The following is a 26,110-nucleotide window of genomic DNA, read 5'->3' as shown; positions in this document are numbered from 1 at the left end:
TTAAACGGGACACTAATGAAATAAAATAGCAAATTAAATGCAAAAAAAATTAATTGTTTTTCAAATGAAAAATAGTTCATTTATATTTTTCCTGATACTAATTGCCTGTATTTGTTCATGTAAAAAATATGATGATGGTCCAGTTTTAAGTTTGCGAACAAAAAAATCAAGAATCGTGGGAAATTGGATATTAAAGTCTCAAGAACAAGATGGTTTAAGTACGCAATTTTTAACAGTTGAAAAATTGGACATTAATAAAGATGGGACTTTTAAATTCACTTATAAAACTGCTATATCTAATCAAGAAAATGGTAATTGGAGCTTTACATCTGATAAAGAAAATATTGATTTCAAATTCTCATGTTGCACCAATAGATACAAAATCCTTAGGTTAAAGAATAAGGAATTATGGCTTGAAAACACTGTTTTTTTTACTAACACTAATTCGATTGTTACAGAATATCATTACGAGCAATAGCAATATTCAAAAAACTCAAATATGAAGAATTACTTTATTTATATAATATTTCTTTCCCTATTTCTTATAGTTGCTTGTAAAAAGAAAAAGGAAGATGATGAAGTAATACCTTGTAGGAATTTCCAAGACTTACAGTCTTTTTCATATTTTAAAAAGGGATCATATTGGATTTATAAAGATAGCGCTGGTTCTTCACTTGACTGTGTATATGTTTTTAATGATACGAATTATATATACCATAATCCGGGTTGGGGAATAATTAAGGAGGGAGATTATCAATTCTACTCTAATTCATTATATAGCTATTTTGATGGCGATCAATATTTCTATAAAATTGATTACGGCTATTATGGGAGCAATGGGGAAGTTGGAACGTGGCGTGAAAGGAGAAAACAGACTCCAAATGGATATAATGGTACCACTTTTTTAATGTATAATATTTTTGAGGAAGGCAGCTTTATTAACCCTTGGACTTCACCCGGAGAAGTGTATTATAAAGGTTCTTATGATACTATAAGAATCGAAGGAATAGTTTATAAAAATACTGCAAAATTTTTCGACAACCATAATGCTTCAGAAAAAAACGAAAGTCCAACGAATTTTTGGATTGCAAAAAATATTGGAATTATTCGAAAGGAAATATTAGATAGTAATAAGATTTGGAATTTAATTAGATATAATGTTAAACAATAAACTACCCAAAATATGAAAATTCAAACTAAAGTAATTTCGTCGGTCTATTTTATTCTTTGCTTATTTAATTTCTTGAATACTCAAGCTCAGACAGAAAATGAGAACTTAATGAAGTATTGGAATTATAGAAATAAGTTTAAAAGCCAATTTGTTTCCATTGGCCCTCTGAAAGGAATGGGAATTAATATTTCAAATATTGATGCAGATCCAACAAGTTTGGGTCAAGAATGTGGGTCCCCTGCTTGGACCTTGCATTCACCTAATTATGGGTTTAGAAGAATGGGGGATGCAATGGCTCAACAAGGCGATTATCTTGCTGTATTAGCAACAGAATACAAGCTATTGAATGATGAAAATAAAGATTGTTCTGGAACATTAAATGAATTATATTACGCGATAAATGCTGTGGATAGATTGGATAAGACTGCAGAAGCTTATTTTAATCCTTCTCTTTTGGATGATGCTAACGGTTTTTTATTAAGGGACGATTTTGATGAAACGTTGATTCAAAATTGGACAGATGAATATCCAGTGACTAACGACCCAAGGGACAGGTTCGATGCAATGTATTCTTCATATTATTCTCAAAAAAACGTTACGGAAAATGGAGGTCAAGCCAGAGAAGGGAATGCTTGTAGTCAAGATCAAATGATCGCATTAATGTTAGGTTTTGTTCATATTAAAAAATTTGTTGGTCATGTTTATGTAAAGCCCAAACCAACTGATACCGGATTTTTTATTGATGACAAAATAAAGGAAATTACAGAGCACTTTATGCAGTACTTAACTACAATTTATCAGTGGAATAGCCTAGAATATCGAGTTTTAAAAACTAATATTACGCCTTCAATACCAAGCGTTACTTCTCCTGCTATCGGTACAGCAGGTTCGCTTACTGTTTTTCAAGGATTACCTGCAAATACACTTACAGTAACAAGTAATTGTGATGTAATCGAAAATTGGGTTTTAGTTAATCCTGTTTTGGGTAAAAAGGAACCATCAGGGAGTGAAGCCCGTCCATTTTCATACGGAATTGCAAAAGCTGCCGATGTTATTACAGGAAATGTTCATAATTATGCTGGTACAATTGGAATAATTCACAAAGCTGATGATAATATAGGAGATGGTAAACCATGTGTGATTCCCCATGACATTACTGTTCCTCTATCTATTGTAAATACTGCTTTCTGGCAAAATTTTCAAAACTTAACTTTACTTCCTGGTGGAATAGTGCCGGTAAATATTCCTAAAATGTGCGTTATTCTTCCACCTTTTGCCGCTGTTCCTTTGCTTCCAACTATACCATATACAATCTGTTTTGATGCATTTACATATAAATTCCAGAGTGGTCTTTTGGATGCAGATTACAATGTAAATTTAGCATTGTCTTTGGCTGTAGCTGGAGATAGTTGGAGTCATTATAATATTGATAGAATGTCTAATGATTGGGATATGTGGATTTTTGATTTATCGTATGCGGTTCTTCATAATGTACCCCCTTTGCGCTCTCAAGCCTTTTATTTAAATATTCTCAATAGTGCACCTTGCGATGGCCCTCACAATTATAGTCCAGCTAGTACTATTGATCCCACATTAATAACAGGTGAATGGGATGAAAATTCTAGATGGTCTCATCCTTTTGGCCCAAGTGGTTTTACGAGAGGAGAGTATAATGGTAATGATTATATGTGGATGTATAATTTATATCAATTAGCATTTAAATCACTACCCACAACCCCTGCATATACTAATAGTTCATGCTCATGCACATCAAACTATTTTATAGACAATCCTCAAAATTCAACTAATGAAAATATTCATTCTACTCATGTTAACCTAAAAAGAAAATTTCCGGAATATCTGGATGTAAATATACCTATTGAAGAATACCTAACACATAATTTACTAGTTGATAATATAGGAAAGCTAACAGTTCAAACAGATTTGAATGTATGCAATAACAGTACATTAGCTATTGAGTTAAATGGTTTGGAAATAGGTAATTCTTCAAACACATCGATATCAGAACGAGGATTACTAAGGGTTAAGAGTGGATCAACATTAAAATTGTCATCCGGGGCTAGTGTAATAATTAATGATTATTCAAAAATAATTATTGAGGCAGGTGCGAATTTAATTATCGAACCATATGTTACTATTAAACTTCAAGGCGAGCATTCATTATTTGATGTTCAAGGTTATTGCAATATAGATATTCCAAGTTTTACTTCTGTTTCAGTAAGAAAAGGAAGTGCCTCGAATGGAGGAGTTTTTAAATTGAATGCAGGAACATTTGACCTCAATTCTGATGCATATCTTGAAATAGAACATTGTAAAGTCTATTTGAATAATTATACATTTAATTATTTTGAAAACGCTCACATTCTATTAACAGGAGAGGAGTCGACCTTACAATTTGGAGGTATAATAAATCTTCAACCAAAAGCAGATTTGCATTTTAGTGGAGATGGTTATTTAGGTTTTAAACTTAACTGGATAAATAATGGTGATATTAACATACATGGAGATGCAAGCAACTCTATTACTTTGCAAGGAAACGGCAAAATAGATAAAATTGCAGAAGTTGCAATGCAGACCTATGTGAAAGCCGATGATAATTTAAAAATGCAAAATATCAAAGATGGATTATTCGAATTTGGAAGAGATGCAAGTTGGTTGATGGCATCTAGCTATCGTTTAGATAATCTCGAAGCAACAAGTATTGCAGGGCAAAGTGGAGGGGGTGATGGTTTTTGGGTTTGTGCTGCACCGAATCATCATATTGAAAATGTAACTTTTAAGGCATTAAAAAATGGATTAAGGGCTTCATTATTCTGGGGCACCGCAAATACGTTGCGCATGTATAATTGTAGCTTTGAGCAGTGTTTGAATGCTTTCAAATATGAAGATAAAGGTGTAATGTTGGAGAATATTGACTTCATTGATTGTCATTATCCAATAATAGGTGTTAGCGCAAGTACACCAAGTTATTTTACAAATATTGCAATAAAAGAAGCTGGTGGAACTTATGATGATGCAATTAATATTTCCTCGGCAGGAACCGCCACTACATATTTGAATAATTGCAATATTATGAAAAGTAATAACGGATATTATTCTACAGGAATTAGATACCAAGGTACAAGTTTGCTTAACCTGAAATGCAGTAATATTACAGCAAATAATAACTCATTATTTTTGTATAATAACGTTACATTAAATGTAAGCCCAATAATAAACAGTCCTTCAAGTTATCGATTTGGTGGAAACAATAGCTTTAGAACTGATGGAGGTGGAATTAGTTGTGTTTCTGCGAATCAATTAATTCTTGAAAATGGATTCAATGACTTTACTGTAGATAATCCTGTTTCAGCTCAGGGTTCTGTTATGAGTGGTGTGGTAGATAAATTTAGTATTGATGCACAAACTGGACAAAAATTTATTCCTGCACACAATAATAAATGGGTGAATGAACCAATCCCTTCAACAAAACCTAATTTGCCCAGCAATTTAACTTTAATTTCCTTACTTGGAAATCCTACTACAGGCCGTATTAATATTATTGATGACTCACCGAATTATATTGCTTGTGCTGATGAACCAGGCTCTGTACAAATCGGATATAATGAACGTGGGTTACCCATAAACTATTGTCCTAAATGTCCACCAATAAAAAGCGATTATTTTTGGAATACACCAATGAATGATGCATTGAGAACCGCGCTAAGTACTTCAATTGATGAATCAAATAGTGACAATATTTTTACATCTTTCAAAATGTTCAGTGATATTTTTAATACCTCAACAACATATGAAGAAAGTAGAATAAACTGGGATTCGGAATTTGCATATTTAAAGATGAAAGAATTATTCGGATTAATGATTAAAGACGATAGAATTGGCACATTGGATGTAAAGAATGAGTATTGTACAAAAATCCTTGAAGCAGAAAGTAAATTGATTATAAATAGTAGGGAAAAGGATGATGATATGAATGAATTTTACTATTCTATTGACTTGGCAACAACATATCGATTGCTTGGTAATAATGAAGCAGCCTTAAATGTGCTTAATAATATAGCACCATGTTTGAGATTAAAAGAAGAGCAGATAAAATTCTTACAAAACTGGATAACTCAAATAGAAACCGAGCAATTATTTAAAACGGGCAATATCGGTATTTTTGAATTTGATAACTACGCAGGTATCCAACCAACTGGTAACAGAGAGTTTAGAACAATTGGAAATACACAAGCAAATATTGATACAATTATATATTTATCGCAAGAACCCTTGGTGCCATCAAATCTACAATTTGTTACCGATAATGCCGGAAATAAATACTCAATATCAACAGTATTGGACACTGTTTCTTATAACTATCATTTAATGAAAGGTGACCTTATAAATTCAGTTGTTTGGGAACAAGATTTTAATGGTAGAAATAATGGAACTGATTCAGTTAAAGCAATCCTAATTGACGATAATAATTTTATTTATGTTACTGGGAAAAGTTGGAATGGGGTTGACTTTGATGTTATGACTATAAAATATGATACTGCAGGGAATAGTTATTGGAAGGCTGTTTATAATGACATGTTGATTGGAAATGATGAACCGATTGGATTTGAAATTGATTCATTATTCCATATGAAAGTGTTTGTTCGTTCATACAATGATTCAATACAACAATACAAAACAATATATTACTCGCAGTGTGATACAAATTGTGCACAAAACTACAGAATCAAGAATGCAAGAGAGACGAATACTTCTTCTAAATTAAATACTGACTTGGCTTTAAATGTTTTTCCAACACCAACCAGTGATAAATTAAATTTAGTAGTAACTACAAATAACCCATCTGAGATTTTTTCAATGAAATTATATGATGTCTCAGGGAAATTAGTTTTAGAAAGAAAAATCAATTACAAATATGTAATGGATGTCAGGGAATATACAAAGGGTGTATATCAGCTAATTGTTTCGGATGGTAAACACTTTCTTAAGAAAAGAGTTGTAATTAATTAATTACAGCTTAAATTATTAAGCTATAAAATAGATTCGAAATTAGATAATAGTAGCTGTTATTTTTTATTTTTTTCTGAGAATATTTCCTGTAGTATTTCTATAGCGATTGGGATTTTTCCACTATATAAACTTTGAACTTCAATGAAGTATTCTTGAGTTAAAAGTGCAAGATTAGGAAGTATAGTGTAGTAAATTTGTTTCTAATGATTAAAAAATATAAGAACACCATATACAAACTTTTAGAAGAGGATACTCTTGGCGTAGAACGATTTGAAGTTGAAGAAACCAAGATAAAAGGAATCGATACATTTACAATATTTCTAAGAAATTCTCCTTTAAAGTTTAGTATACAGAGCTCACCAGATGATTATAATTTCTTCACCTATAGATATACTAAGTTTAATTTATTATTTGAAGAATCGGGAGTTATACCAACAAAGGGGTATTTCCGTTTTTCTAAAGTACTTGAGGATTTTGATTGGTTTCTACAACATGTTGTTGAACCTTATTTGGCAGAGAAAGATGAACCAGATTATTGGCAAATCAATAATAGAGTGGAACTGTATACTGTTGTTAATCATGACTTTAATGTTGGATTTTTTACTACTGAAGAAAAGACCGCTATAAGAGTGATTTTAGAAAAACTTGGACCAGTAATAAAATTAGAGTTAAATATTGGAACCTTTGAGCAAAGTATCGTTAATTCTAGACTTGATTATTTAATTTCATCGCTGGATAAATTAAATAAATTTGATTGGAATAGTGTTTTTGTTTCATCAATCATTGGGATTATTACAACTCTATCCTTAGATGCTACAATGGGTAAAAAGTTATTCGATTTATTGAAGGAAGCTTTTAGTTCGGCATACCTTAGATAGTTATTTAGTTGGGTAAGGTGGGGTCTGATTAGCGGAATTTCAACATATGGCAAATAACATAGTTCAAAAGAGCTTTTTCTCTCAATAAAATATGACTTCACTAATAAAAATAAATCTTTCAGAAAAGGAAATTAAGATAATTAAGTTAATTAGTAAGGAGTATACAAATAGGGAAATAGCTACAATGCTGGAATTAAGTATTAGAACTGTTGAATATTGCCGTGAGAATATCATGGTCAAAACCAAATCAAAAAGTGCAATCGGCATATATAAATTTGCACTTAAAAATAAAATGGTCAAGCTTTAAAACTACCGAAGATACCCCCTTTTTTCTGTGAATTTGCTCATCACAATCCCATATAAATAAAAGCAGAGTATTGAGAATTTTCTTATTCAATACAATTTTCAGGAAGTTTCTTGACAGCTCAAAAAGGAGCATTTAAGGCTCATTAGGAGAAGGAGACCTAGAGCAATTCAGTATCAGATTCCCTATCAGCTATTGGATAATAGTAGCTGTTATTTTTTATCTTCTTCTGAGAATATTTCCTCAAGTATTTCTAAAGCGATTGGAATTTTTCCACTATATAAACTTTGAACTTCAAGGAAGTATTCTTGAGTTAAAAGTGCAAGATTAAGAAGTATAGTGCTTTGTTCTTCAATAAAGTTTTCGTAGTTGGATGCGCTTTGATGAGAATCCAACCCGAAATCAACGGGAATTCCCCAAAGTGCGTCCTTTAAAACAATATGGTCTTGTTGAATTTTGTAGTATGTATTTATAGGGTCTCTTTCCTGAATGTATATTTTTGCGCATTCAGCCAAGTGTTCTTCAAGTTTTTCTCCATATTTAAATTGAGTTTCAATTGGAAGGTTTTGCCACCAATTATTTAATTCATTCTTAGAAGTCATGTATCTTTTTGATTAGTATCAAAAAAATCTGCGTGGGTAATTTACCCAACCGCTCCTGAGGTACTGGTATACCCGCAAACGAGAAAAGGCAAACACCCACGCATCGCGTGAGCGCTTCACTTTATCCTCGTTTGCTATAAAAATTACCAGTTTTCAGTAGCGAGAATCAGCTAAACGCAAATCCTTATGATTGTTTTTTTTACATTTTTAGTATTTAATAAGACAAATGTATTGCTTTAGGTTAATATATCTTTAATCTTAGTGCATATTCCTTGATAGTATTCAATCACCCTTTAACATCTCTCCTTGTTAGTATGATAAAACCATTAACATTCAGAAATGTAATATTAATTATCCGTTTTAGTTTAAACTTTCAATAATTTGAATTTCGGAAGGAGTTAATTTGTATATGCTAAAGGAATTTTTTTTGTGATTTTAATTTTTCTGTTTACTTATCCGCTGCGCTTGAAAGCATTTATTTGCTGTGGGTTCACACATTGCCATCATGCTAATCCTTTAATTTTCATTCCTAATATTTTATATATTACAAAATTAACTACCTTCGAAAGAGAAATTAATCTCAAATTAAATTGTAATTGCCAATGAAAAAAATCTACTTATTAACTGTAATTTTATTATTGACTTTTGTGAAAAATTTTGCGCAAACACCATATTTAGTTAAAGATATAAAAACTGGAGGACTTGACTCTAGCCCTAGGGATTTTACAAATGTGAATGGTACATTATTTTTTTCTGCGGATAATGGTGCAAGTGGCAGGCAATTGTGGAAAAGTGATGGTACAACTGCTGGAACTAATCTAGTGAAAATAATTGCACCTGGAACTGGATTAACGAACTCTTTTCGAGGTGAAGACCTTAATGGGATTTTATTTTTCAGTGCTAATGATGGACTAAATGGAATGGAATTATGGAGAAGTGACGGGACACAATCTGGAACGTATATGGTAAAGGATATTAATTTAGGAGGAAACTCCAACCCTAGTTGCCTAACAAATTTTAATGGCAACTTGTACTTTAGTGCTGATGATGGTATAAATGGTGTTGAGCTATGGAAAAGTGATGGTACTGCTTCAGGAACAGTATTATTAAAGGACATTTACACTGGTGTTGGTAATTCAAATCCCGGACCGCTTTCATTACATTTTGCAATTATAAACAACGAATTTATTTTTACAGCAGATGATAGTATACATGGGACAGAGCTTTGGAAAAGTGATGGAACAGAAATTGGAACGATAATTATAAAAGATATTGTTCCTGGCTCTTCTAGTTCCAACATTTACTTTAATAGTAACATAGATTATCCGACAGTAAGTATAAATGGAATACTATATTTCATAGCGCAATTTGAAATATGGAAAACTGACGGTACAAGTTTAGGGACAAGTATGTTGACTAGTGGTTCGGTTGGGGGTTACTCGCCTGCTGCCTTATTTAACTATAATGGCACATTGATTTATGCAGTGGACGATGGAATGAATGGGTATGAAATATATAAATCCGATGGAACAGTTTCTGGAACAAGTATTCTAAACGATATTTGTTTAGGTAGTTGTAGCTCAATAACAAAATATAGTGAATATATAGCAAGTCTTAATGGCAATTTATTTTTTTGTGCAAATGATGGATTAAGTGGTAATGAACTTTGGAAAAGCAATGGGACAGTTACTGGAACTACATTAGTTAAAGATATCAATATTGGAAGTCTTGGTTCAACAATTTTGGGTCTAACAACTGGTAGTGGATATCTTTTGTTTACCGCAAATGATGGACTTAATGGTCAAGAATTATGGAAAAGTGATGGAACTACAAGTGGGACAGTTCTTTTAGATATTGTTCCAGGGAGTAGCGGTTCTTATCCATATAATTTTATGACTTTAAATGACATAACTTATTTTGTTGCTGCTGACGCTCCGCATGGTTATGAGCTATGGGCAATAAATACTGCAGTTGGTATAAAGAAAACAAAAGGAAATTTAAGTGTGAGTGTATTTCCAAATCCATCAACTGATTTTCTCAACTTTGAAAATATAGATTTTAAGAGTAGAACTTATATATCAATTGAGAATATCTTTGGTGAAACAGTTTTAAAGAAGGAGTTAAACGAAAATAAAATGAATGTCATGGATTTAACTCCTGCCGTTTACTTTTTTAAAATAGAAAATGAGAAGGGGATTTTTGTTGGAAAATTTTTGAAGCAATAGTTCTTTTTTTTCTAATCTCAGTCTATAAAAATCGGTAAAGTAGTGTCAGTTTTCACCTAGATAGAGTTTGAATTATTAAAAACTTATTCATTTGATTTTTTTGATTCTTCGAAGGAGAATATTTCTTGTAGTAATTAGTCAAGTGGTCTGTTTTCTAGTTTTGGATTGTCCCAGCTTGTGTATTTAAGTCTGCGGGAGTAGATTATATGTCAATTTCACATACTCCTTTTAATTTTATTAAAAGCCTCTTTTGCCAATAATTCCGTAAGAGTTTTGTTGAAACCTTTCTCGTCCATAAAACGAGCAAATATATCTTCGTTTTGGTCTATTCGCTCTACGAAAAGTTGTTGTAGAATACTTTTAAAAATCAAAATAAATTTATCCAGTGAGTTTGCTTGAGCAGCCTGAATAATATCTTGATCGGCGATGGCTGTTTCTATAATTTGATCAAAAAAATATTGATCGGCCTGATTGAATTCCGTTCCAAACCGATTGTTAACTATATCAACAATTCTCGAAAATGGAACCTCGTCTTCTCTAACCATTCCGGTTGCTAAATCTGTAGGGCCATCTAATTTATATTCTTTCGGAATATTAAGACTTATCGAACCCTCGCTTATTTTTTGGAGGCGATAATACTCCAATCTTACTGAATCATCAAAATTATAGTTTGGACCTGTATTGCGCTTGGGTAGTTTACTTGATAAATGCCTCAGAAAAACAAATAACTTTTCCAATTCAGTATCTTGATAGGGAATAATCTGGCTTAAGAAAGCATACAGATTTTTGAAAGCTGTGATCTTACTCCGCCATAATTCAGCCTCTTCTTCATTCGCTTTTAGGAATAACCTGAATTTTTCAACTGGAACATCAAGAATATAATTCATATCTTCATGATCCTTACTGCTTTGTTTTTCTCTGGATTTAAAATAAATAGCATTAAAGGCATCAATGTCCTCTGTGGTAAATATATCTACAAGAAGCAACTCTTGTTGAATTCTATACAAGTTGTTCGGGTCAGCCTCTTGCCCAAGTACTGCACCATCATAATAAGCCTTAAAAGCAGCTTGTATTTCATCTCGATCATTCACAAAGTCTAGTACGAAGGTATCCTCCTTCAATGGATGTATACGATTTAAGCGAGATAAAGTTTGAACCGCCTGAATGCCCGACAATCTCTTATCTACATACATTGTATGCAATAAAGGTTGATCAAAACCAGTCTGGTATTTTTCCGCCACTAAAAGAATATGATATTCCGCTGTTGCAAATTTTTCCGGAAGATCTTTTTCTTTAATCCCATTATTCATTCCAACTTCTGTATACATTTTATCAGGCACCTTGTCGTCACTTACTTCTCCCGAAAAAGCCACTAAAGATTTTATTTTATACCCCTTTTCTTTAATGACTTCGTCAAAGCATTGCTTGTAACGAACCGCCTCTAACCTTGACCCGGTCACAACCATTGCCTTAGCTTTTCCTCCTATCTTATGGCGAGTAGACTGGTAGAAATGTTCAACCATGATTTCTGTTTTCTGCGCAATATTGTGTGGATGTAGTCGCATAAAACGACCTAAAGCTTTAGCTGCTTTTTTGCGTTCTACTTTAGGATCATCTTCAGAAGCCTTTACAAGCTTATAAAATGTAGCGTACGAAGTATAATTTTGCAATACATCCAGGATAAATCCTTCCTCAATAGCTTGTCGCATAGTATACTTATGCAACGGTTCGTCATTTTCAGAAAACAATTTAATTGTTTTATGCTTGGGTGTGGCTGTAAAAGCAAAGAAGCTAATGTTTTTTTGCTTTCCTCTTTTTGCCATATTTCTATACAAAAGCTCCAATGTTTCGTCACCCTCTTCATTCGCTCTATCCTTAGCCTCTTTGGCTAGATGCTCGCCTCCTAAAACCACTTTTAAATCGGCAGCGGTTTCACCTGATTGTGAGCTGTGGGCTTCATCAACCAGGATTGAGTAATTTTTAGTTTTTAATAACCCTTTAGAATCCTCACCTCGTTCCTCAGCCAATTTTCGGAGTTGTTCGGTTACGAATGGGAATTTTTGTAAAGTTGTAATAACAATAGGTACAGAGTTCTCCAAAGCTTCTGCTAATTGCTTAGAATCTTTATCGATTTTCAGCACAACCCCTTTTTTATGCTCAAATTGATAGATGGTATCCTGTAATTGTCTGTCCAAAACTACACGGTCTGTTATTACAATTACCGAATCAAATAATTTGGTATTGTCTGCTTTGTGCAATGAAGATAAACGGTGGGCCACCCATGCGATAGTATTACTTTTTCCACTGCCCGCAGAATGTTCAATTAAATAATTAGTACCTACTTCATCCTTTAATGAAGTGTGTATCATTTTCCTTACAGCCTGTAATTGATGATACCTTGGAAATATCATCGTTTCCTTTTTGATCTTCCTTCCATCTTCAGTAAATTTTACATCTGTTTGCAGATGAATGAATTTACCCAGAATATCCATCAAGCTATCTTTTTGTAATACTTCTTTCCACAGGTAACCCGTTTTGTAGCTTAAGCCTTCTTCATCAACCGGATTACCTGCTCCGCCTCGATTACCTTTATTGAATGGAAGAAAATAAGTAGCTTCTTTGGCTAATCGTGTAGACATTTCTACCACATCAGTATCTACTGCAAAATGTACCAGAGTTCTTTTTTTAAACTCAAAAATTAACTCTCGGGGATCACGATCATTTCTATATTGATGTTTAGCATGATTGATATTCTGATGCGATAAAGGATTTTTAAGCTCTAAAGTAATTAAGGGTATACCATTCACACTTAATACCATATCTATAGAATTTTTACTGCGTGTGCTGTAGTACAATTGTCGGGTAATGGCAAAGACGTTTTTATCATAACGTTCCAATACCTCAGCATTCATTGAATGGGAAGGTTTAAAATATGCTAATTGCAATTGTTTACCGTAACATTTAAAACCATGACGAAGCGTGGAGAGTATACCGTGAAGTTCTATCCATTTGGTGAGGTCATAGATGATTTGATTGGCTGTATTGTCTCCAAGAATAGAATGTAATTTATTCCATTCTTTGACTTGGGTAGCTTGAATAAATGCAACAAACGTTTCGGGGAAAATTGCTTTTTCTTTATCAAAGGTAGTACTAGGAAAAGACACATAACCATTGGACAGCAATACTTGTTCTATGCTTTTTTCAAATGCGATTTCTTTAGTTTGAGAATTGCTCATTTCTTATTGGCGTATTTAAGTTTCTTCTCGATCTTTTCAAGATAAATCAGATGTTCCTTTAACGCATGTTTGATAGGAATACAAAATTCTGCGTACTTATCTCCCAACAATTTATCTATGTCTAAAATAGCTTGAGTGGTTTTTGCTTTCTTAATGGGATTAGACTTGCCAATAAAATTTTCAATTGCTGTCTTTCTTTCTTCTATTAGCACAACATGATCTAAGGCTAATAACGAAACAGTATTTTTTCCCCGATCAGTAGTTCCCAAAACACCACCATTTTTATCATAGCTAAAATTACTTTCACAATTCAACTGCAATGGTAAAACATAATCTAATCCATTGTTTCCCCAGTTGTCGTCTTTCTTGATTGCACCGAAATACTTTTCTTTTGGAATTCCTTTGAGCGCCTTGTTAGGAAAACAAGCTACCATGTTATTATAATCTAAGTCGGAAACAGTTTCAACTCCTGCTTCCCTATGCTGCCTGCACAACTCTTCAGGTTTTATATGTTCAATATGACAAGTATCTAATGAGATTCTTTTCAACGTATACGCACAGATGTAGCCCTGTTCTTTTAATAAGGCTTTCTTAATAGGCTTTTTTTGTTCACTTCCTAAGTGTGTATCGTAACGAATCTGTATGCCAGCCTTTTCATTTACTTGTTTGAATTGAATAAAGCTTGCCGGTTCATGCCCTTTAATTATCCTCTTCATCGTCAAACATTTCGAGGTTAGACATTCGGGCTTCAAACATTACCCATTCATCAAGGTCAAGATTTTCTCGCTTGTATCTATCAATTAATAATCTGGCTTTTTCAAATTCAACTTCATCCACAAGGTTTTTAACTTCTGAAATCGCTTCTTCAGATTCCTTTAACCGATCACCGTCCTCCATGATAAATTTTAAAATCCAATTAATATCCAGCCCGAAACTTTTCACGGTTTGAACGATTTCGAAGTTTTTAACAATTTGAATATTTCCCGGAAGAACCGAAGAAATAATCTGAGGCGAATGCGTTGTTGCAATGAACTGACAGTTAGGAAAAGTCCGTTCCAGGTCGCTCACAATTGTACGTTGCCATTTCGGATGGAGATGTAAATCCAATTCATCAATAAATATGACCGCCTCTGCTTCTAATGGGTTTTCAGTATGCATATTAGCAATGATCAACCTTCTTGCTATGTCAAAAACCAGAGCTAATATTCCTCTTTCACCATCGGAAAGCTGATTGAAATTTAGAACCTTATTGGATTTGGTAATACAAAAGGTCAATTCTTTAGAAATCTCATCTTCTATTAAACCAAGGTCGGAAAAACCAGGTAAAAATGTATAAATAGTCTCTTCTATCAGTTTTGTAACTTTAATTTGTTCTGGAGTAACTTTAGCTAATTCCTTACGTACTTTAAACCACTCTGCAAACATCTTTATATTGAAAGCTCTGTTTTCAGACAAGGCATCTACAAACGCAGCAGCATAAGGAAGCTTCGACTTTACAGCTTTTGAGGCTTGATTGACTATTAATGATCTTCTTGTAGAAAAAAACAATCCTAGCTCCGGGGTATTGTGTGTTCTTTTTATTTCGGGTTTAAAATCAATAATATCTTCTAATGTAATACCTTCTTCTCTGACATTTGCTGTACTTTCCTTCGTTCGTTTCTTTTGTTCTGTACTTATCGTTGTGTAATCCTTTGTAGACTTGGAATAAATAAAATCATATACACTTTTATCAATCGTAAAGGACGTATTTACATGTAACTGATCTGTATTGATGTTGATGTCTGATTTCTTAAAAGACTCACTTGAGATTATGGGTGACTTTATTTTTTTAAGAATATGTGTCATTGATACTCTTAAAGCTTCTAAAATAGTTGTTTTACCAACACCGTTGATTCCCACAATGAGGTTAAAGCCAGGCTGAAACTCCAACTTTGCATGGGTAAACCCACGGACGTTGGTCAGTTCTAAAGTATTAATCTTCATGATAAGATTGAATTTAATTCCCCATTGATAGCAGCTGATATAATGGCTGAGCGCTTTTCAGCTAATAAATTTTTAGCTACCTTAATTTTATAAATGATTGAATCAAATATAGAGCATTCTTTTTCTAGAAATACTACAATATTTTTTTGGTCATCTATAGTTGGAAAAGGAATCCAGAAATTTTTAATGTTTTCAAAGGAAACCGCTTCTCTTCCACCGCCATACTGTAATAAATCAATTTGAAATTGACCAATAAATGAAATAATAGAAAAATACAGATACTTATAAAGTACTTTCTCATTTACACGTAAAATACAAACGTGCTGATTGACATTGGCTTCTATATCTAAATCATAATAGTAGCATCTCCCAATAGAGCCGCCGGTAATATTCAAAAGTAGATCATCCTTTTTTAACTGAGAGGATTTCATATCGTCATGAATTTCTTCAGGTATGTAGGTCTGATCATCAAACCTTAACCCATCATTATATATATTCTGGCTTCTTAAAAATAATACACCTTCATCTGTGTAAACTACAGAACCCCCAGACGGAGTAACACCGCTTCCAACTTTTTTCGTTAAAAATTTCAATCTCTGTAATTCCCAATTTTTGGGAATTGGCCCCAACCATTCAATTCCAGATTTTTTTAAGGGGATATTGGGATCTAATCCTTTAGTAACTGCATGGTTGATAACAGCTTTTTTTTTCTCCTCGAGAATGGCAAGCAGCTTTATTTTTTTATCAATTAAGCAATCTATTTTAGATACTTCTTTGTCAAGATAATCAACAATTTTGTTTTGTTGCGAAAGCGCTGGTAAGGGAATTTTATATTTTGCAATAGCATTTTTGGGAATACCAAATCTAGTTACACCTGTAGCTTCAATTTCTAATTGTAGTCTATGCTGTTTTGATTCAAAGCAATAAAAAAGATATTTCGGAATTACTAAATTTTCTTTTGGTCGCATAAGAGCCAAGTGATAGCCGCATATCGTGATATTTTCAAAATCGCCTTTAACAATTGCTGGAATTCCAATATCATTCCAGCTTTCAGAATCTTTTGTAATTAAAACATCGCCATCCTTAATCAAAAATCTTTCTATTTCATTATCAGAAGCAGAGCCTTCCATAAATTCAATGTCAGAAGTAATATAAGTATTTTTATAAACGTCTGTATAATTGCAAAGCTTTACTGAATCCTCATTGTCTTGCGGTATTTTATCCACTGGAGAAATCCGATAATCAGCAACATAGAATAATGGAACGATTTCACGGTCTGAAGAAATTTTACTTTGCCAATCTAAATAATTGCTCATACTCATTTAGTTAATAATTCTAAAATTTCTTTCTCGATCTCATTCAATTCTTTATTGATTATTTCTAATGATCGATTTTGCGAATTCTTAAAGAAGTATCGATTAAAATTGATTTCGTAACCTACTTTATCTTTAGTTCGATCCATCCAGGCATCTGGGGCAAATGGCAATACCTCATTTTTAAAATATGCTTCAATGTTTATTTTTAAAGGAATATTTTCAAAATCTCTTAAATCTGGGTCAGCTTCAAAGTCCGCTTTTCCTTTGAGCACTTTTGCGCCTTTCGTGTCCTTGTCTGTAAACACTTTGCGGAATACAATCAACTCTCTCGCAGACCATTTTTGTTTGCTTATTTTTTTTATGTCTTTCAATATCTTGTTCCAATCCATGAACACTTCTTGCCCTAATTTTTTGTCAATGGCCTGTACATCATCCAACAAATGTGGACAAGCATCTAAAAAGACAGATTTCCGCTCTGTTGTCATTTGGTATTTTAGGCGCAATGGGCGCTCAACTGTAACCCTTGTAAAACCAAAATCCTCATTGTCAAACAATTTAGCATTTGCCGAATTTGCAAACTGCCCGTATTCCGCAACAATTTCTTTTATTTGATCGGGCTCCATTACATGAATAATACCATCATCTACCTCACCCTCCCCAATTTTACGTCGTTTGTTCCCCTGGCTTTTACGCATTGGTATGTAAAATTCCCTGGCATTGAATAATTGAATTTTTCCTTTTCTATTCTTTGATTTTCGATTGGTCAACACCCAAATATATGTAGTGATACCTGTGTTATAGAACATTTGTTCTGGCAGCGCAATAATACCTTCCAGCCAGTCATTTTCGATAATCCATTTACGAATATCACTTTCTCCAGAACCCGCCCCACCAGAAAACATAGGAGATCCGCTAAACACAATTGCCAAACGGGAGCCATATTTTTTCTTCGATGGTTCGTAAGGTTCAAATTTGCTAATCATGTGTTGCAGGAACAATAAGGCTCCATCGTTCACACGAGGCAAACCAGCTTCAAAACGTCCTGTTTTATCCCGATCTATCTGTGATTTTTGTTTTTTCCAGTCCACGCCAAAAGGAGGATTGGCAATCAAGTAGTCAAATTTCTTATCCGGAAATTGGTCATCAACCAAGGTATCTCCAAAATGAATCGTATCTGGTTGAACCTTCTTTGCCGTGCTATCATACTTAATCAATAAATCAGCTGCGGCTGTTGCAAATGCACGTTTGTTATAATCTTGTCCGTATGCAACCAGAATAGCATCTTCATTAGTTTTTGTTACATGAGATTTCGCTTCTGAAAGCATTCCTCCAGTACCACAAGTAGGATCTAATATCTCCCTGATTACCGATTTGCCTTTCAGGAAATCATCGTCATCATTAAATAATATATCCACCATCAACTTAATAATTTCACGAGGTGTGAAGTGATCTCCTGCAGTTTCGTTGGCCAATTCATTAAAACGGCGAATAAGATTTTCAAAGATCAAGCCCATATCACGGTTTGTTACGAGATGTAAATTAATCTTTGCAAATTCGGAGATAATGAGATATAAAATATTGGCGTCATTCATCGCAAAGATTTCTTTCTCGAAATCGAAAAACTCGAATATCTCCCTCACGTTGGGCGAAAATCCATTAATATAACTTGCTAAATCCTGTGCAATACTATCTGGCGCTCCCTTTAATTTTTCAAAGGTAAAAGGAGAGGTATTGTAAAATTTTTGCCCAGTTATCATTTCGAGTTTAGAACTTAAAATTGAGGGAGGAATCTCGTTTTTATACCTGACTTTTAAGCTTTCAAATTCTTTTAATACTTCCGATTTCGATTTTTCTAATACAGAATCAAAACGTCGAAGAACTGTCATAGGAAGCATTACTCTTTCATACTGCGGTGGACGATAGGGGCCACGCAGTAAGTCTGCTATATCCCAAATGAATTTAATATGCTGTTGATGTGTTGTCATTTTATTGTTTTGTTCTTATTTTTTTATCTTTATGCCTCATGTCTTGTACTGAAATAGGTTGACAGATTTCATTTGTTAAAATTAGATTTATTTTTCATTGTACACCTAATACAGTGAGACTTGCAGAAAAATCGGCTCTAAACGAATTTCTGCAACCAGATTCAGAATAAGTGAAGAGCTTGTTGACCCCATTATCGATGAGTGTTTTTCCCAACCCTAATAATTATGATCATGAATTCGCAATTGAATTAGTCCCACTTTCCACTAACCTATTGAAAATATTAGATGAAAGGGAGTTTTTGGATTGATTTATAAAAAACTGGGGCATTTTTTGAGGATTTTGAGTGGCTCCCTTTTGAAGATTTTTGCGCCTGGTTTTTTGAAATCTGACGTTTTTGTTTATTTGACGAAAATTTCAGGGTCTTCCATTCCAAAACGCGGTAATAATTGACAGCTTTGATTTACAGATACATTTATTGATTTTTTTTGATGCAAAAACGAGTCTTTTTTCTAGGTATAAATACGGATTGACAATTTGAATTATTTTTTGTTTGTTTAGGGCGATAAGGTATTATAGCACTTTTGAACGTTAAATTTTAATCAATCAGATGCAACTTTCGACTTTCTTTCATTATAGTTGGATATGCGCAACGTTGTTTCGGGTGTATTACCGTTGGCGGTAACCAAAACATTAAATTGAATATAAAATGGAAGACAACATTTTTCATGAATTAACATCCAAAACTATTGCTGACCTTGCAGAAAGGAGTCTTTCATCAATCTGGGATGGTTTAGTTAAAAGCGGTAGGTATACAAAAAGTAGCATTCAAAAAAAATATATGAATTTTCGGATGAATATTCGAAGAAATATATTAGGCTGTATGGTAAAATAAAGGTTTTGGGGATGAGTGAACCTTGGGACTTAGAAGAAATATTTGTGAAGGTGCACCTATTGGATAAAAAATTAATACAGGAGTATGATAGGGAAAAAGTCAAATCTGAATTTGCCTCAAGGAATCAGGAATTAAATGAAGCGATCCTCGATGGCTTTGTTTCTGTAAACGAACATAAAAATTTAATGATTATAGGCTACCCGGGAAATGGTAAATCAACTTTTTTGAAAAAAATAGGATTAGAGGCATTAAAAGGCAAAAAGGGCAATTTAAAGTTTCGATCAATTCCAATATTATTGGAATTGAAAAACCTAAGGAACTCGGAAAAAACAATTAAAGATTTAGTTGTTGAGATGTTTACAATTTTAAAATTTCCTGAACCAGAAACATCAGTTGAAAAACTGCTAGAGAAAGGCGACTTATTGATTTTACTTGATGGCTTTGATGAGATTCCAGAGAGTCTTATGCCAAGTATGTACAGCTCTATCCAAAATTTCTGTGATGAGTATGACAAAAACAGGTTTGTAATATCATGCAGAATAAATATTTACAACCAAGGTTTTTCCTTTAGAAATTTTAAAGACATTAAAATCACACTATTTGATGACACTCAGGTTAAAGAGTTTGTTAATTTATGGTTTAAAAAAGATAACAAGCCTGAATTAGTGCCCTTTTTTATTAAAGAGTTAAATGCCAACAGTGCTAGTAAAGAATTATCTAGGACACCTGTATTACTAACCTTGATGTGCTTAATGTACAATAAAAACTTTAGAATCCCAAGACAGCAAAACGAATTATACAAGGAAGCAATTGATGTCTGGCTAGAAAGATGGTGGAAGACCAAACAAACCGAAGATAATACTTTTCTTCTTGACCCATTTGATGAAAAAATTTTGTTGTCTGAAATTGCGTACAAAAACTTCATTCAGGATAAATTGTTTTTCTCTTATGATGATTTGATTTCGCAGATAAATGTTTTCCTTGAATCAAAGGAAAAATTTAAGGGAATCAGTTCTGACTTGTTTTTGAAAAATGATCTTCTAAGAAAGCAAGGTCTTCTTGTGAATAGAGTTGCCAACGAGTATTCTTTCTCCCATTTGACATTTCAAGAATATTTTACTGCATACTTTATTTTTTCAAAATCGCTATCTTTAGGAAATGATTTGATATTTCCAACAATTGAAAAGTTTGGTGATAATAAAAAATGGAGATACGTATTTATATTACTATCAGGATTTATTCAAGATCCGATTGCCATTAATGTTTTTTTAAAAAGTCTGGCCTTAAAACTTCCTAGTGAAAAAAATACAAAAAAGTTTAAAATCCTATTTAGAAAATGTTTTGAACTAATTAAAGAAAATCATAAGGATCTTCCATTGCAACTAAGGCTAATTCACTCATTTTATTTTATTTTCTTATATACATTGACAAAATTTGGAAGTATAGAAAATGAGGAAGAAGGAGAAGAACCATCTAAATATTCAGATTTTTCATATGACTTTGCAGTATTAGCAGATACTTTTATTGTTCCTTTACAAAGGGATAGGAATTTTCCAAATCAACATATATATAAAGAAGTTTTTAGTGAGCATGAGGAAACTTTGTGGGAATTAAGAAACAATAAAGCATGTTCACAAAGCATATTATTCATTGAGGCTGTAAAAGAAAACAGTTTATTTAGCATAAACTCAAGCAAAATTATTGAAAAATTGAAACACTTGGAGGAAATTTATCCTGAAAATTTCCCTACTCAAAATGAGTATATTAAATTGACTAATGATGTTTCACAAATCATTTTATCAGAAGTTGGATTGGAAGAAATATTAGAATGGAGTAAGCAGGACTTTGGTGAGTTGTTCAAGATAATAAAAGACTATTTTTATATATACACACTTTTACTTGAGTGCAAAGAGTCTGCAAGTGCTGTTGTTATAGAATCAGACTGGAAATCCTTGGAAGATACAATATTTAATGAATATAATAAGGATATCGACAACAAGGTACACAGCGATGTTGCTCCTTAAAGCGGTCACACATCGTTTGTACTTCCCTTACAGGGCATTTAATGGACAGTGCTAAACCAAAACATTATGATTTGACGGACAATAAATAACATTAAGACAAGAATTGACAACTTGGAATCTCTGCTTTCATCTGACGATAACAATTGGAGCATTATTTGTGAGAAAAAAAAGAAGTCCCAAGTAATTATTATTGATCTCAATTCCGCAAATGATGAAATGGTTGAAGTAATTTCATGTGTATTATCTAGAATGATTTTTGAGAAGTTACGTGCTGCAAAAGAAAGAAATACATTTCCCGTAAATCTCGTTCTTGAAGAAGCGCACAGATATATTTCTACAGATGCCGGAAAAGTTTTTGGTGATGCGAACAGAATTTTTGAAAGAATAGCAAAAGAAGGTCGAAAATATGGTATGTTTCTTCTTATATCTTCTCAGCGACCAAGTGAATTATCTAAAACTGTCTTATCACAATGCAGTAATTTTATTGTTCATAGAATTCAAAACCCGGAGGACTTGTCACACATTAGACAAATCACACCTCATATTTCTGAAACTATATTGAGACGCATGCCATCTATACCAACCCAACACGCGCTTATTTTTGGACATGCTGTTAATCTTCCAACAACTTTTAAGGTGAATGAAGCAAACCCAAAACCCAAAAGTGACAATAATGAAATAAGTAAAAACTGGTTTAAAGAAAAAGAATTTGAAGTTAAGTTTTAGAAACGTTCCTATGAATATAATAAATTTAAAAGGCACGGAACTAAACAAGCATCAGGCAGAAAATTAATTTGAGTTATAAAGAACATGAAGTGGTTATTAGACAGAACAATTCCGACAGCCAAAATATTTCAAATAGCCTGTACTTTTGATGAGTTCGGAGCATGGTTAAAGAAAGAGCATGGTAAAGTCATTAATGAAGAAATATTTAGAGGTTATAAATATTTCTTGGACTGTGCGTTTTCTGCTATCTTCGATTCTATTGCCAGTGACGATTCACTAGGTATAAAGAGTGATTTTCTTTTGAGCCGAGCTTTAGGCAAAGTTGTTTACGTTGAAAAATTACCCAACTCTTGCGAAAAAACCATTTTATTAAAAAATATTTACCGGCTTTATAAACCTATATCTAAATCAAATTCTTTTGTTGAACTAAAAGCAAATGCACTCCCTTTTCAGAGAGACGTTATTAGTATTATTGAAAAAATATTTTCAAATTGTTATAGTATAAAGAAATCATTTAAAATAACTAAAGATTCAGCAACAGAATTATTATTAATTGATAGTTTATATATATTATTTAATCAGATAAAAAATAATGGCCCAGTAGCCTATGAAGGTCAATTATTAAAAGAATGGTGGCCTTCTAAAAAAGAAAGAGATACTTACCTTGAAGGATATAAGTACACTATTCAATTTGTTTGGCACAAAGTAATTGGTACGACAAAGTACAGAAAGTCGAGTTTAAAAAATATTCATCAATCTGATAGCTGGAGAGATTATGTGTATAACAAACCTCATGTTGAAAACCCAAAATCCCAAGAAGATTTGTTTTCAAATATGATGAACAAATCTTTCGACCTTGAAAAACAAACCAGTTTTGATAGTTACTTTTATAGAATACAAAGTGAAATAATTCGCCCACTAGAAAAAAAGTATAATTTTTTCATGGAAAGAGGGGTTGATGTTTTTCAAATTCACAAAGCTAAATTTTCAAAATCCTTTTTTGAAAACCTCTTAACTAAATCCGATCTAACTTCAATTGATCTATCACTCGAAGAAGAACTAGATATGATTCTCTACTGGTACCCAGTTGAAATTGTCAATAATGAAACTACTGCAATGCATAATGGTATTCCTGCGTTTATTACATTGTTAGCTGGAACAGCCGCCTTATTAAATAAGCAGCGAGAATTTGACAAAGTAATGGTTTGTAAATTCATTCATCCACGCGAGGAAGAAAATGGAAACGACTATAGTTTCGGAGTTTTAATTGATGCTAAAGCTTCAGCAGGACACTACTCAAGCGGTTGGATGATTTTTTATGATTGCTGTGGTGACTATTCAGGTTTCTCAGGAAGTGAATATAATCATGCCGAAGCAATTATCAAGAAGTATCAAAACAAACGACTACTAAAACTAGCTACCAAAAAAGTTCAGAAAAATGAATTTAAGGTTTATTTGGCAAAATATTTATCTAAACAGAAAAGCCTTCCTCCGCTTGACACTTCTGATTTAAAAATTACATATATCACCGAAAAGGGAGAGATAGAAGTCTTTGAAAAATTAGATGCTATAAGTGAGCTTGAGCAAAAGAAAAATTTCATTTCCGACTCTAAAGGAATAATTCTCGAACTAATCAGTTATTACGCTGCAACTAAATACATTAAATTTAATTCATATATTAACAAGGATTGGAGTATAGAATCCGGAGCAGGTGAAATGGATGTTATAATTGACAATGAGAAAGAAGCGCTACTTATAGAATGCAAAATGAATGTTAATAATCATAGCGCAGATTTGATAATTTCAAAGGCAAAAAATAAATTACTGCAAAAGTTTCCACACAAAAAGCACTTAATTGAAATTTGGAGCTGGCTTCCGGTTAGCAACCAAAATTTAGCAACATTTATTAACAACAATTGTAATTGTTATTCTCTTTCAACTGACAGAACGCTTGAATTTTTGAATCACCTTAGACTTTCGAAAATTACGTCTATCCTTAATTACAAATAGATTTAATTTTCTACAACTAATCATTGTGATTAAAATTCTGAGCTGAATTGAGAGGGTATCAAATCCTAAAAAAACACAATCAGAAATTAATCTGAGCGGGTTTTACATTTATTTTTTTTATAGAAAAAGCAAATGAAAACAATCACAGAATATTTACCGCTAATTTTCAGCGTAATAGCTATAGGAATTAGTTTAAAAGAAAGAAAAAGGGGCTTAAGCTCTTTTGTCTATGAGATGCAGATTAAGGCTTCTTATGAGCTGATGGAAGCTTTCTCAAACTTAAATCAGAGTATGATCGGTTGGATTAGTTTAAAAAGAGATGGGTATCATGTTCATTCGGTTCCTTACCCTACACAAACCGTAAATAATATCACAACTATTTATAATCAAATTTCTCAACACAGACTTATTCTATCAAATCAATTACTGAATAAATTCATAAACCTTCTAAATGAATATATTAAAGAGTATGAAAAGATGGGTGAGGATATAAAATATGTTTCAAAGGTTGATTGGTTTTTGAAAATAGCTACTCTTCAAAATGAAATAAGAAAAGAATTCGGTATTCATAAATTGACACAATCTAACAAGAATATTGTTGGTATTCCTTTTAGTCCTAAAAACTGAGAAAATCCATTCAGATTAAAATGATTGCTTTCAAATGCTTTCTGAGATTTGATGAAATATCATATATTTGAATTAGATATCCGTGGAGCCGAAACCACATCAACGGGGCGAGTCTGAAAGCCTTATTAGTAGGGAAAACAAAATAATAAATATTAAAATGGCAAAAAAACCAATGGTTGAAGGACCAAGACCAAGCACGGTGAAAGGTTATCCAAGTGGATCTGCGGGGAACAATCCTCCCAAGCCAGCTCCACCGAAGAGGTAGGGTGAACCGACTCATGTCTTTCATGTGTTCGAAGTAAAAACACCAGACGCATGATTATCTATAATGCATGCACGCTAATCTATATGAAATGTTCTGTCAGGAAATAAACTGATATAATTTGAAAATTGAAATATGCAATAAAATCTAAACTGCATGACCAGATAAACCTTCAAGAATAAAGAATAAATAAATTTTATTCACTAAAACTATATTTTTATGCTAAAAAAAAATGTAAGGAATCAAATTCTCAAATATTGGATTGCTAAAAGAAATCTTCCCAAAAAGTTGAAAATTCAAATTATCCAAGATATTGGATTTTCCACTGCTAAATTAAAAACAGCAAAAAAAACAGTTAATAAACAAAACTTGCTTTCAAAAATTATTTTAGCAAAAGTTCAAAATATTATGGACAATCCATTTGAAGATAAATCCAATCTGTCTTCAGCTGCCTTTTCTTTCACGCTTAAAAAGCCTCACTACTTTTCAATAAAATGCGATTCTCCAATGGTCCCAACTAAAGTAGGAGATTTTCAATTTGAAATAGCGGTATTTTCATTAGATAATAACCTTTTTCCAATTCATAAATTTAATAGTCAACAGGGAGATCAAGGAAATTCTGCTTTTGGTCAAAAATATGATTGTGATCAAAATCGTAGTTCTGGAAGTGTTGAGATTATTGTTGCTGCTCAATATAAAATAATTGGGGAAGGGGGTGACGATTGGATGCGTATATGGAGACCTTTGGATGATGGGCAGGTCATAACTGAAGGCAATACAATAACCTATTCCTTTCTTAATGGTCATCTTCTCGCAACTGTAATGATTTATTAGCAT

17 protein-coding genes and 1 pseudogene are annotated in these 26,110 nt (G+C 32.8%); 12 read left to right on the top strand and 6 right to left on the bottom strand.

Features of this window, described 5'->3' with window-relative positions:
* Positions 1-37 precede the first annotated feature (37 nt).
* The 5 genes from IPP32_02965 to IPP32_02945 all read left to right on the top strand — a co-directional run bounded on the left by IPP32_02965 (position 38) and on the right by IPP32_02945 (position 7,387).
* Entirely contained in the window at positions 38-478 is a 441-nt protein-coding gene (locus IPP32_02965; GenBank protein MBL0047043.1) for a hypothetical protein, read from the top strand.
* 21 nt (positions 479-499) lie between these two features.
* The gene (locus tag IPP32_02960; protein ID MBL0047042.1) at positions 500-1,171 is read left to right on the top strand and encodes a hypothetical protein; all 672 of its coding nucleotides are present in this window, start codon (positions 500-502) and stop codon (positions 1,169-1,171) included.
* A 12-nt stretch (positions 1,172-1,183) separates the two neighbouring features.
* Positions 1,184-6,202, top strand: coding sequence for a T9SS type A sorting domain-containing protein (locus tag IPP32_02955; protein ID MBL0047041.1), 5,019 nt, complete (start codon positions 1,184-1,186; stop codon positions 6,200-6,202).
* Between the two features lie 203 nt (positions 6,203-6,405).
* Positions 6,406-7,080 (top strand): hypothetical protein, encoded by a 675-nt coding sequence (locus tag IPP32_02950; GenBank protein ID MBL0047040.1) that lies wholly within the window; start codon positions 6,406-6,408, stop codon positions 7,078-7,080.
* 91 nt (positions 7,081-7,171) lie between these two features.
* On the top strand, positions 7,172-7,387 hold the full coding sequence (locus IPP32_02945; protein MBL0047039.1) for a hypothetical protein: 216 nt from the start codon (positions 7,172-7,174) through the stop codon (positions 7,385-7,387).
* A gap of 209 nt (positions 7,388-7,596) precedes the next feature.
* Here IPP32_02945 and IPP32_02940 read toward each other — a convergent pair whose 3' ends face one another.
* Complete coding sequence (locus IPP32_02940) at positions 7,597-7,986, bottom strand: hypothetical protein (GenBank protein MBL0047038.1); 390 nt, start codon at positions 7,984-7,986, stop codon at positions 7,597-7,599.
* Between the two features lie 602 nt (positions 7,987-8,588).
* Between IPP32_02940 and IPP32_02935 the strand changes: the two genes are divergently transcribed.
* Positions 8,589-10,211 carry a T9SS type A sorting domain-containing protein gene (locus IPP32_02935; GenBank protein ID MBL0047037.1) on the top strand — a complete coding sequence of 541 codons (1,623 nt, stop codon included), beginning with the start codon at positions 8,589-8,591 and terminating at the stop codon, positions 10,209-10,211.
* 215 nt (positions 10,212-10,426) lie between these two features.
* On the opposite strand, the gene IPP32_02930 is transcribed toward IPP32_02935, so the two are convergent.
* From IPP32_02930 to IPP32_02910, 5 genes are read right to left on the bottom strand one after another with little or no spacing between them, the layout of a single operon-like run.
* Complete coding sequence (locus IPP32_02930) at positions 10,427-13,447, bottom strand: type I restriction endonuclease subunit R (GenBank protein MBL0047036.1); 3,021 nt, start codon at positions 13,445-13,447, stop codon at positions 10,427-10,429.
* Positions 13,444-14,163 carry a hypothetical protein gene (locus IPP32_02925; GenBank protein MBL0047035.1) on the bottom strand — a complete coding sequence of 240 codons (720 nt, stop codon included), beginning with the start codon at positions 14,161-14,163 and terminating at the stop codon, positions 13,444-13,446. Before IPP32_02925 ends, IPP32_02930 begins: the two co-directional genes overlap by 4 nt.
* Positions 14,147-15,430 (bottom strand): AAA family ATPase, encoded by a 1,284-nt coding sequence (locus IPP32_02920; GenBank protein ID MBL0047034.1) that lies wholly within the window; start codon positions 15,428-15,430, stop codon positions 14,147-14,149. Before IPP32_02920 ends, IPP32_02925 begins: the two co-directional genes overlap by 17 nt.
* Positions 15,427-16,746: a restriction endonuclease subunit S gene (locus tag IPP32_02915; protein ID MBL0047033.1), complete on the bottom strand. Its 1,320-nt coding sequence runs from the start codon at positions 16,744-16,746 to the stop codon at positions 15,427-15,429. Before IPP32_02915 ends, IPP32_02920 begins: the two co-directional genes overlap by 4 nt.
* 2 nt (positions 16,747-16,748) lie before the next feature.
* The gene (locus IPP32_02910) at positions 16,749-18,731 is read right to left on the bottom strand and encodes an SAM-dependent DNA methyltransferase (GenBank protein ID MBL0047032.1); all 1,983 of its coding nucleotides are present in this window, start codon (positions 18,729-18,731) and stop codon (positions 16,749-16,751) included.
* Between the two features lie 707 nt (positions 18,732-19,438).
* Here IPP32_02910 and IPP32_02905 point away from each other — a divergent pair.
* From IPP32_02905 to IPP32_02880, 6 genes and pseudogenes are all read left to right on the top strand, one after another.
* Positions 19,439-19,624 carry a hypothetical protein gene (locus IPP32_02905; protein ID MBL0047031.1) on the top strand — a complete coding sequence of 62 codons (186 nt, stop codon included), beginning with the start codon at positions 19,439-19,441 and terminating at the stop codon, positions 19,622-19,624.
* 11 nt (positions 19,625-19,635) lie between these two features.
* The gene (locus IPP32_02900) at positions 19,636-21,648 is read left to right on the top strand and encodes an NACHT domain-containing protein (GenBank protein ID MBL0047030.1); all 2,013 of its coding nucleotides are present in this window, start codon (positions 19,636-19,638) and stop codon (positions 21,646-21,648) included.
* Between the two features lie 168 nt (positions 21,649-21,816).
* Positions 21,817-22,374: pseudogene (locus IPP32_02895) on the top strand (ATP-binding protein).
* Between the two features lie 84 nt (positions 22,375-22,458).
* Entirely contained in the window at positions 22,459-24,384 is a 1,926-nt protein-coding gene (locus IPP32_02890) for a hypothetical protein (protein MBL0047029.1), read from the top strand.
* A gap of 132 nt (positions 24,385-24,516) precedes the next feature.
* Positions 24,517-25,011, top strand: a complete 495-nt coding sequence (locus IPP32_02885) for a hypothetical protein (GenBank protein ID MBL0047028.1) — start codon at positions 24,517-24,519, stop codon at positions 25,009-25,011.
* Between the two features lie 481 nt (positions 25,012-25,492).
* Complete coding sequence (locus IPP32_02880; GenBank protein ID MBL0047027.1) at positions 25,493-26,107, top strand: hypothetical protein; 615 nt, start codon at positions 25,493-25,495, stop codon at positions 26,105-26,107.
* The last annotated feature ends 3 nt before the right edge of the window (positions 26,108-26,110 follow it).

It is taken from the genome of Bacteroidota bacterium, from assembly GCA_016721765.1.
Taxonomy (GTDB): domain Bacteria; phylum Bacteroidota; class Bacteroidia; order UBA4408; family UBA4408; genus UBA4408.
This window is presented reverse-complemented; position numbering and strand designations above follow the sequence as displayed.

Excerpts from the sequence above, each read along its gene's own strand:
- IPP32_02965 (MBL0047043.1), top strand. The coding sequence starts at position 38 with ATGCAAAAAAAATTAATTGTTTTTCAAATGAAAAATAGTTCATTTATA.
- IPP32_02935 (MBL0047037.1), top strand. The coding sequence starts at position 8,589 with ATGAAAAAAATCTACTTATTAACTGTAATTTTATTATTGACTTTTGTG.
- IPP32_02900 (MBL0047030.1), top strand. The coding sequence starts at position 19,636 with ATGAGTGAACCTTGGGACTTAGAAGAAATATTTGTGAAGGTGCACCTA.
- IPP32_02925 (MBL0047035.1), bottom strand. The coding sequence starts at position 14,163 with ATGAAGAGGATAATTAAAGGGCATGAACCGGCAAGCTTTATTCAATTC.
- IPP32_02880 (MBL0047027.1), top strand. The coding sequence starts at position 25,493 with ATGCTAAAAAAAAATGTAAGGAATCAAATTCTCAAATATTGGATTGCT.
- IPP32_02960 (MBL0047042.1), top strand. The coding sequence starts at position 500 with ATGAAGAATTACTTTATTTATATAATATTTCTTTCCCTATTTCTTATA.
- IPP32_02890 (MBL0047029.1), top strand. The coding sequence starts at position 22,459 with ATGAAGTGGTTATTAGACAGAACAATTCCGACAGCCAAAATATTTCAA.
- IPP32_02905 (MBL0047031.1), top strand. The coding sequence starts at position 19,439 with ATGGAAGACAACATTTTTCATGAATTAACATCCAAAACTATTGCTGAC.
- IPP32_02915 (MBL0047033.1), bottom strand. The coding sequence starts at position 16,746 with ATGAGCAATTATTTAGATTGGCAAAGTAAAATTTCTTCAGACCGTGAA.
- IPP32_02940 (MBL0047038.1), bottom strand. The coding sequence starts at position 7,986 with ATGACTTCTAAGAATGAATTAAATAATTGGTGGCAAAACCTTCCAATT.
- IPP32_02955 (MBL0047041.1), top strand. The coding sequence starts at position 1,184 with ATGAAAATTCAAACTAAAGTAATTTCGTCGGTCTATTTTATTCTTTGC.
- IPP32_02885 (MBL0047028.1), top strand. The coding sequence starts at position 24,517 with ATGAAAACAATCACAGAATATTTACCGCTAATTTTCAGCGTAATAGCT.
- IPP32_02950 (MBL0047040.1), top strand. The coding sequence starts at position 6,406 with ATGATTAAAAAATATAAGAACACCATATACAAACTTTTAGAAGAGGAT.
- IPP32_02945 (MBL0047039.1), top strand. The coding sequence starts at position 7,172 with ATGACTTCACTAATAAAAATAAATCTTTCAGAAAAGGAAATTAAGATA.
- IPP32_02910 (MBL0047032.1), bottom strand. The coding sequence starts at position 18,731 with ATGACAACACATCAACAGCATATTAAATTCATTTGGGATATAGCAGAC.
- IPP32_02920 (MBL0047034.1), bottom strand. The coding sequence starts at position 15,430 with ATGAAGATTAATACTTTAGAACTGACCAACGTCCGTGGGTTTACCCAT.
- IPP32_02930 (MBL0047036.1), bottom strand. The coding sequence starts at position 13,447 with ATGAGCAATTCTCAAACTAAAGAAATCGCATTTGAAAAAAGCATAGAA.